7 protein-coding genes are annotated in these 7038 nt (G+C 55.4%); 5 read left to right on the forward strand and 2 right to left on the reverse strand.

Going from position 1 to position 7038, the window contains the following annotated elements; genetic code table 11:
* Positions 1–6: 6 nt before the first annotated feature.
* Both IEX10_RS19675 and IEX10_RS19680 read right to left on the reverse strand, forming a co-directional pair.
* Entirely contained in the window at positions 7–1170 is a 1164-nt protein-coding gene (locus tag IEX10_RS19675) for a M20 aminoacylase family protein (RefSeq protein WP_188678998.1), read from the reverse strand.
* Between the two features lie 80 nt (positions 1171–1250).
* Positions 1251–2021 carry a sterol desaturase family protein gene (locus IEX10_RS19680; RefSeq protein ID WP_188679000.1) on the reverse strand — a complete coding sequence of 257 codons (771 nt, stop codon included), beginning with the start codon at positions 2019–2021 and terminating at the stop codon, positions 1251–1253.
* Between the two features lie 174 nt (positions 2022–2195).
* Here IEX10_RS19680 and IEX10_RS19685 point away from each other — a divergent pair, with 174 nt between their 5' ends.
* The 5 genes from IEX10_RS19685 to IEX10_RS19705 all read left to right on the forward strand — a co-directional run.
* Entirely contained in the window at positions 2196–2867 is a 672-nt protein-coding gene (locus IEX10_RS19685; RefSeq protein WP_188679002.1) for a nitroreductase, read from the forward strand.
* Positions 2868–3179: 312 nt separating this feature from the next.
* A complete protein-coding gene (gene rpsL / locus IEX10_RS19690; RefSeq protein ID WP_069301666.1) occupies positions 3180–3551 on the forward strand; it encodes a 30S ribosomal protein S12 in 372 nt (123 codons plus the stop codon).
* Between the two features lie 12 nt (positions 3552–3563).
* Positions 3564–4034 carry a 30S ribosomal protein S7 gene (rpsG, locus tag IEX10_RS19695; protein ID WP_069301665.1) on the forward strand — a complete coding sequence of 157 codons (471 nt, stop codon included), beginning with the start codon at positions 3564–3566 and terminating at the stop codon, positions 4032–4034.
* Positions 4035–4049: 15 nt separating this feature from the next.
* Entirely contained in the window at positions 4050–6167 is a 2118-nt protein-coding gene (gene fusA / locus IEX10_RS19700; protein WP_188679004.1) for an elongation factor G, read from the forward strand.
* Positions 6168–6252: 85 nt separating this feature from the next.
* Positions 6253–7038: elongation factor Tu (locus tag IEX10_RS19705; protein WP_188679006.1), on the forward strand; the 786-nt coding region annotated here is incomplete at its 3' end.

Here is a 7038-nt window from a genome sequence, read left to right on the forward strand (position 1 = left end):
GCGATCTCACCCTCTCGGTTGCAGGGTTTCTACCATTTTGGCGAAGAAGCTTGCGCCGATGGGGGAGATTTCATCATTGAAATCATAGTCCGGATGATGGACCGGCGCGCTGTCGCCCTGGCCCAGGAAAAGGTAGGCGCCGGGGCGTTCTTCCAGCATATAGGCAAAATCTTCGGCGGGGAGGATCGGTTTTGTGTCGGCATCGACCAAGGGATCTCCGACAATCAGGCGGGCCACTTCTGCGGCCATATCGGCATTTGCGGCGTGGTTGATTGTGGGCGGGTAGCCGTATTCGAAATCAAGGTTCACTTCCACATCAAAGGTCGCCGCGATGCCGGTGCAGATCGCTTCCATCCGCTGGGCGATGGTGGCCTGCACCTCTTTTTCAAAGGTGCGGACCGTGCCGCAGATATAGGCAGTGTCCGGCACGATATTATTGGCCGTGCCTGAAACGAACTCCCCCACCGAAATGACTGCGCGGTCCAAACCGCCCAAATTGCGCGAGGATATGGTCTGCAATGCCTGAACCAGCGAGACACCCGCAATCAGGGGGTCTTTGGTGTTTTCCGGCTGCGCGCCGTGCCCGCCCGACCCGTTGATATGGATGGTGAATGTATCAGCCGCCGCCAGCAGTGCGCCCGAGTTGAGGGCAAAGGTCCCGGTTTCCACGCCTGGCATATTGTGGATGCCATAGACTTGCGAAATGTGGAAACGGTCCATGATACCTTCCTCGCACATCACCCGCCCGCCGCCGCCGCCTTCTTCGGCAGGCTGAAAGATCAGCGCCACGCGGCCCGAGAAGTTGCGCGTTTCCGCCAGATAGCGTGCCGCGCCAAGCAGCATCGCCGTATGGCCGTCGTGGCCGCAGGCGTGCATCTTTCCGGCGTGGGTTGATTTATGGGGATGGTCCTTATTTTCGCTAAGGGGCAGGGCGTCCATATCCGCCCGCAGCCCGATGGTCGGGCCTTCGGACTGGCCGTTGATAATGGCGACCATGCCGGTCTGTGCGATGCCCTCGTGGAGTTCGTCCACCCCGAAGCTGCGCAGTTTGTCTGCCACAAAAGCCGCGGTCTTTGGCAGGTCGAAATCCAGTTCGGGTATGGAATGCAGATGGCGGCGCCATTCGGTCATATCGCTGTGAAATTCGGAAATCCGGTTGATAATAGGCATGTGCAATCCTTTCGCTATGGATGGAGCCTAGCCGATTGTCTTTTCACGTGAAACAGACAGTTTGGGAACCGCTGGCGGGGTTAGCGCCGCGCCGATTGGATTTGTCGTTCGCTCAGGCCGAGCTTGCCTGCGAACCGGTCCCTCGCGCGGATCAGGCGGGGATCATCCGGCTTCATGCCCAAGGTGCGGATGAACTCTGATCGGGACAGTCTTTCGCGGGTGTCCGGATCGATCGCGGTGCCCATTGCGCGATCAATGATCTGCCCGCCGTAACTGACGTGGAACATGCGGGTGAAGTCTTTGAAGTGGTGGATGTTGTGACGGCGGGTCACGGCCACTTCGGGGGCGAACTTCCGAATGTTGAGGTGTGCTGTCATGTGATACCACTCATACCCCAGAAAGGTCAGCACATGGCCAACAAAGACAAAAGCCACCGCCATTGGCAGGGCGCTGTCAAAGCCGAGCAGCGCGAAGATTGCCCAATAGATCAGAAAACCGGCCACCAGAACCGGCAGCATGAACCAGATGGGCACGAAGAACAGTTTGGTGTTGGTTGGAAAGTCGTGGTGGCCGTAATGGCAAAGGTAAAGCAGGTCAAACAGACGCTGGTTGCGGGGCGGGGGCAGGTGGAAGATGTGGCGGTGGATGGAATATTCCGTCAGCATCTGCCCCCCGATCCCTGCGGGGATCAGCAACAGGAACAACGGCTCCCAGTGTAACGCCGTGTAAACCGTCGCAACAAGCAGGATCAGTGTCATTAGCTGGATCGAGAAGTGGCCATAGAGCAGCCGGAAACGATACCCGATAGCACGGGTTGTAGGGGACAGGGCGGGTTGATCTATGCTGGCCATATCAACAGCCTACTGCTGCAAAACCGCTCTGAACAGGGGTGACTTTGCGGTAATCCGGTGACGGCGCGCACGGGGCAGGGACGTAACGGAGTTTTCGCGCGGCCCCACTCCTGTGTTGACGGGATGACCGGTGGCGGCAAATGCTTTGCGCAACATACATAGGGGAGTAGAGCCATGGAACTGGATCAAGCTATGCAAGGGCGGCGCAGTATTCGCGGGTTCAAAAAGGAACCGGTGAAGCGCGAATTGCTTGAGGAGATCATCGCACTGGCCAACCGTGCGCCGTCTTCGATGAACACCCAGCCGTGGTATTTCCATGTGCTGACCGGTGAACCGCTGGAGGCCGTGCGCCAAGGCAATTCGGAACGGATGCTCGGCGGGGTGCCCCCTGTGCGCGAGATCGTCGACCACGGGGCCTATGAAGGCGTACACCGCGACCGTCAGGTGGAAATTGCCGTCCAGCTGTTCGAAGCGATGGGCATCGAACGGAATGACAAGGAAAAGCGGCAGGATTGGGTGATGCGCGGCTTTCGCCAGTTTGACGCGCCTGTGTCTGTGGTGGTTTGTCTGGACCGCGATCTTGTGGATGGGACCATTGCCCACTTTGATCTGGGGGCTGTGACCTATGGTCTGGTGCTGGCCGCATGGTCCAAGGGGTTGGGATCGGTCATCAACGGGCAGGGCATCATGCAATCCCCTGTGGTGCGCGAACATGCTGGTATTCCGGACGATCAGGTTATCATGACGTGCGTCGCGCTTGGCTGGCCGGACGAAAGCTTTGACGCCAACAGCGTGGTGTCGCGGCGCCGCCCCGTGGAGAACATGGCGCGGTTCGTCGGGTTTTAGGGTCTGGTGGTGCCTCCGGCTTGCGCTTTAAAACGGTCCAAGCTAACAAATGCTGTATTGGAACAGCCTGTCACCCCCACCTGTTGACAGGCTTGCCGACTCCCCTTATACGCGCGTTCACAGCTACGATTTTCTGCTTTGGGAATCGTTTCTAGCCATACATTGGCGGTCAAGATCCGGGCCTGTGCCCCGATCCTCTGGAATTTAACCGCGGTAGCCCATTCACACTCGTGCGGGCTGCCGTGTTCGCGGTGTTTGATCGACAGATCATGCACCTATTCGAGTTTGAAATAGGTAAAACGGAGTTTCCGAATGCCAACAATCCAACAGCTGATCCGCAAGCCGCGCCAGCCGAAAGTTAAACGCTCCAAGTCGATGCACTTGCAGTCTTGCCCGCAAAAACGTGGTGTTTGTACACGCGTTTATACAACCACACCTAAGAAGCCGAACTCGGCTATGCGTAAGGTTGCCAAAGTGCGCCTGACAAATGGTTTCGAGGTCATCTCTTATATCCCTGGTGAAAGCCACAACCTTCAAGAGCACTCTGTTGTTCTGATCCGCGGCGGTCGTGTAAAAGACCTTCCGGGTGTCCGTTACCACATCCTGCGCGGTGTTCTGGATACCCAAGGTGTTAAAGATCGTAAACAACGTCGCTCGAAATACGGCGCGAAGAAGCCGAAGTAAGGATAACAAGATATGTCACGTCGCCATCGCGCTGAAAAAAGAGAAATCCTGCCAGACGCCAAGTTTCACGACCGCGTTCTGTCTAAGTTTATGAATAACCTGATGCTGGACGGCAAAAAATCTGCCGCCGAGCGCATCGTCTATGGCGCGCTGGGTCGCGTTGAAGACAAGACCAAACGTGCGCCTGTGGAAGTGTTCCACGAAGCGCTCGACAACATCAAACCTGCTGTTGAGGTTCGCTCCCGTCGTGTGGGTGGTGCTACCTATCAGGTGCCTGTTGAAGTTCGTCCCGAGCGCCGTGAGGCCCTGGCGATCCGTTGGTTGATCAAAGCGTCCCGCGCCCGCAACGAGAACACTATGGAAGAGCGTCTCGCATCCGAACTTATGGATGCTGTGAACTCCCGTGGTTCCGCTGTTAAAAAGCGTGAAGACACACACAAGATGGCCGAGGCTAACAAAGCCTTCAGCCACTATCGCTGGTAAGGGGATCCCGAGCAAATGGCACGTGAATATCCACTAGAACTGTACCGCAACTTTGGGATTATGGCGCATATTGATGCGGGTAAGACCACATGTTCGGAACGTATCCTGTTCTACACAGGTAAATCTCACAACATCGGTGAGGTGCACGACGGTGCGGCCACTATGGACTGGATGGAGCAAGAGCAAGAGCGTGGGATTACCATTACCTCTGCTGCGACAACCACTTTCTGGGAGCGCACCGAAGACGGTGTATCCCCGGATTCTCCTAAGCACCGGATGAACATCATCGACACGCCTGGCCACGTTGACTTCACAATCGAAGTTGAACGCTCCCTTGCTGTTCTCGATGGCGCTGTTTGTGTTCTGGACGCCAACGCTGGTGTTGAGCCGCAAACAGAAACTGTTTGGCGTCAGGCTGACCGTTACAAAGTTCCACGGATGGTTTTCGTGAACAAAATGGACAAAATCGGCGCTGACTTCTTCAACTGTGTAAACATGATTGAAGAGCGTACAGGTGCGGTTGCTGTGCCTGTCGGTATTCCAATCGGTGCAGAAACAGAACTCGAAGGTCTCGTTGACCTCGTAACCATGGAAGAGTGGTTGTGGCAGGGTGAAGATCTGGGTGCGTCCTGGGTTAAAGCTCCAATCCGCGACAGCCTCAAAGACATGGCTGACGAATGGCGCAACAAGCTGATCGAAAACGCTGTTGAGCAAGACGACGAAGCAATGGAAGCATATCTGGAAGGCAATGAGCCTGACGTGCCGACACTGCGCAAACTGATCCGTAAGGGTTGTTTGTCCATGGCGTTCGTTCCTGTGCTGGGCGGTTCTGCGTTCAAAAACAAAGGTGTTCAGCCGCTGCTGAACGCGGTTGTTGATTATCTGCCGTCCCCGTTGGACGTTGTAGATTACATGGGCTTTAAGCCGGGCGACGAAACAGAAACACGTAACATCCCGCGTCGTGCGGACGATGACATGGCGTTCTCTGGCCTTGCATTCAAAATCATGAACGACCCGTTTGTTGGCTCGCTGACATTCACACGGATCTATTCTGGTACGCTGTCAAAAGGCGACACCATGCTTAACTCTACCAAGGGTAAAAAAGAGCGTGTTGGCCGGATGATGATGATGCACTCCATCGACCGTGAAGAAATCACCGAAGCATTTGCGGGTGACATTATCGCGTTGGCGGGTCTGAAAGACACAACAACCGGTGATACCATCTGTGCTGTAAACGATCCTGTGGTTCTCGAAACAATGACATTCCCTGATCCTGTGATCGAGATTGCTGTTGAGCCGAAAACCAAAGCCGACCAAGAGAAAATGTCTCAGGGTCTGGGCCGTCTGGCTGCTGAGGATCCATCCTTCCGTGTGGAAACTGATCTGGAATCCGGTCAGACCATCATGAAAGGCATGGGCGAACTTCACCTGGACATTCTGGTTGATCGTCTGAAGCGTGAATTCAAAGTTGAAGCGAACATCGGTGCGCCTCAGGTTGCGTATCGTGAGACAATTTCTCACGAAGCTGAAATCACCTACACTCACAAGAAACAGTCGGGTGGTTCGGGTCAGTACGCTGAGGTCAAGATGAACATCATCCCGACCGAGCCTGGTGAAGGGTTCTCGTTTGAATCCAAGATCGTTGGTGGTGCTATTCCAAAAGAATACATCCCAGGCGTTCAAAAAGGTATCGAGTCCGTGATGGACAGCGGGCCTCTGGCCGGCTTCCCGGTTATCGACTTCAAAGTTGAGTTGATCGACGGTAAATTCCACGATGTTGACTCCAGCGTCATGGCGTTTGAAATCGCAGGCCGTATGGGTATGCGCGAAGGCATGAAAAAAGCCGGCGCGAAAATGCTGGAACCGATCATGAAGGTCGAAGTGATTACACCGGAAGAATACACCGGCGGTATCATTGGCGATCTGACCTCCCGTCGCGGGATGGTTCAGGGTCAGGACACACGGGGCAACGCAATCGCGATTGACGCACGTGTTCCGCTGGCCAACATGTTCGGCTACATCAACACCCTGCGGTCCATGTCTTCGGGTCGTGCGAACTTCACCATGCAGTTCTCCCACTACGAAGCCGTTCCGTCGAACATCTCTGAAGAGATCCAGTCGAAATTCGCTTAACCGGTGCGGCGGGGTGAACCCCGCCCTACCATAACCCGTAGGGCGGGGCTTACCCCGCCACCCGCAGAGAAAAAGGAGCCATAAGATGGCAAAAGAGAAATTTGAACGCACGAAGCCGCATTGTAACATCGGTACAATCGGCCACGTTGACCACGGCAAGACGACTCTGACGGCTGCGATTACCAAGCAGTTTTCGGACCAGTTCAAAGCCTATGACGAGATCGACGGCGCGCCAGAAGAAAAAGCACGCGGTATCACTATTTCCACTGCTCACGTTGAGTATGAAACAGAGAACCGTCACTACGCCCACGTTGATTGCCCGGGCCACGCTGACTATGTGAAAAACATGATCACCGGCGCGGCGCAAATGGACGGCGCTATTCTGGTTGTGAACGCGGCTGACGGCCCTATGCCACAAACCCGCGAGCACATCCTGCTGGGTCGCCAGGTTGGCATCCCGTCCATGGTTGTTTTCATGAACAAAGTTGACCAGGTAGACGACGAAGAGCTGCTGGAACTGGTTGAAATGGAAATCCGTGAGCTGCTGAACGAGTACGACTACCCGGGCGACGATATCCCAATCATCGCTGGTTCTGCTCTGGCTGCTCTGGAAGACCGTGACGACAACATCGGCAAAGACAAAATCGCCGAGCTGATGGCTGCTGTTGACGAATACATCCCACAGCCACCACGCGCTGTTGACGAGCCTTTCCTGATGCCGATCGAGGACGTGTTCTCGATTTCCGGTCGCGGTACAGTTGTAACTGGCCGTATTGAACGTGGCGTGATCAATGTTGGCGACAGCATCGAAATCGTTGGCATCAAAGACACCTCAACAACCACTTGTACTGGTGTTGAAATGTTCCGCAAA

The organism is Neptunicoccus cionae (assembly GCF_014643735.1).
Lineage (GTDB): Bacteria > Pseudomonadota > Alphaproteobacteria > Rhodobacterales > Rhodobacteraceae > Amylibacter > Amylibacter cionae.

Bases quoted from the DNA above. Each gene is read 5' to 3' on its own strand.
- rpsL (WP_069301666.1), top strand. From the start codon at position 3,180: ATGCCAACAATCCAACAGCTGATCCGCAAGCCGCGCCAGCCGAAAGTT.
- rpsG (WP_069301665.1), top strand. From the start codon at position 3,564: ATGTCACGTCGCCATCGCGCTGAAAAAAGAGAAATCCTGCCAGACGCC.
- IEX10_RS19675 (WP_188678998.1), bottom strand. From the start codon at position 1,170: ATGCCTATTATCAACCGGATTTCCGAATTTCACAGCGATATGACCGAA.
- fusA (WP_188679004.1), top strand. From the start codon at position 4,050: ATGGCACGTGAATATCCACTAGAACTGTACCGCAACTTTGGGATTATG.
- IEX10_RS19685 (WP_188679002.1), top strand. From the start codon at position 2,196: ATGGAACTGGATCAAGCTATGCAAGGGCGGCGCAGTATTCGCGGGTTC.
- IEX10_RS19680 (WP_188679000.1), bottom strand. From the start codon at position 2,021: ATGGCCAGCATAGATCAACCCGCCCTGTCCCCTACAACCCGTGCTATC.